This is a genomic window from Thiolapillus sp. (assembly GCF_048562965.1).
GTDB classification, from domain to species: Bacteria; Pseudomonadota; Gammaproteobacteria; order Chromatiales; family Chromatiaceae; genus Thiolapillus; species Thiolapillus brandeum_A.
In genome coordinates this window covers 1-841 of the sequence record NZ_JBHNMF010001141.1, presented here as the reverse complement: position 1 = coordinate 841, position 841 = coordinate 1, and the positions used below count along the sequence as shown (strand labels likewise).

The 841-nt window shown below is 51.6% G+C and carries 1 protein-coding gene; it reads left to right on the top strand.

The genetic code is table 11. The features are described 5' to 3' along the window. Nucleotides 1-111: 111 nt before the first annotated feature. On the top strand, nucleotides 112-841 hold a 730-nt coding region (locus ACOCD2_RS22860; protein ID WP_293681621.1), incomplete at its 3' end, for a hypothetical protein.

Genomic DNA, 841 nt, shown 5'->3' with positions numbered 1-841 from the left:
AGGACGGTTGAGGACATTGAAGCCCTGCTACCCTGGAACACGCCTGTCAAAAAAATGCAATAGGGCTGATTGTTTGGCGCTTACGTAGCAAGCGGACATCTGGGACTTGGCATGACACTGCAAAAGAAAAACAGGCACGAGGAAGCCCTGCGTCAACTGCATACGGCACTGGAGATGTTTCGCACTGTAAAATACAAGATCGGCATAGGCTACTGCCTGCTGTACACAGCCAAGAGCCATATCGCCATGCAGGAATTCAAACTTGCACAACAGAAACTGGACGAAGTCATTCCCCTCCTTGAATCTCTCGAACAATGGAATTCCCTGAAGGATGCCTATGCCTATCAGGTTGAACTCAGCGAAAAATCCGGCAACCACCAGGAAGCCCTGACCTGGTTCAAGAAAAGATTTCTTGCCGAGAAGAAAATCCTGGACAGAACCCAGGCCCTGCAAATCGCCAAACTGCAGGTGGAATACGAGTTCAAGAACAAGGAACAACACATCGATCTGCTGCAGAAAGAAAATGAGCTGCTTGCCCTGCAAAGGCAATCCACCCTGCTCCATTCCTGGCTGCTGATCCTTGGCCTGGCTGTACTGGCGCTGGCCACTGCCCTGCTATGGAGGAAAGCACGACGGGAAAGCAGCCATTTCAGGCATTTGTCCCAGACAGATCCTCTCACAGGACTGTACAACCATGCCTATTGCTATTCCCTCGCGGAACAAGCGTGTCTTCGGCCTCGTGATAGATTTTGGGACATCCCAGTCCCCAAAATCGACTCGGCCTTTGACAACCTATTGGTGCCCCAGCCGTCCTGGTCACCCAGCACTACGCAACAACTTC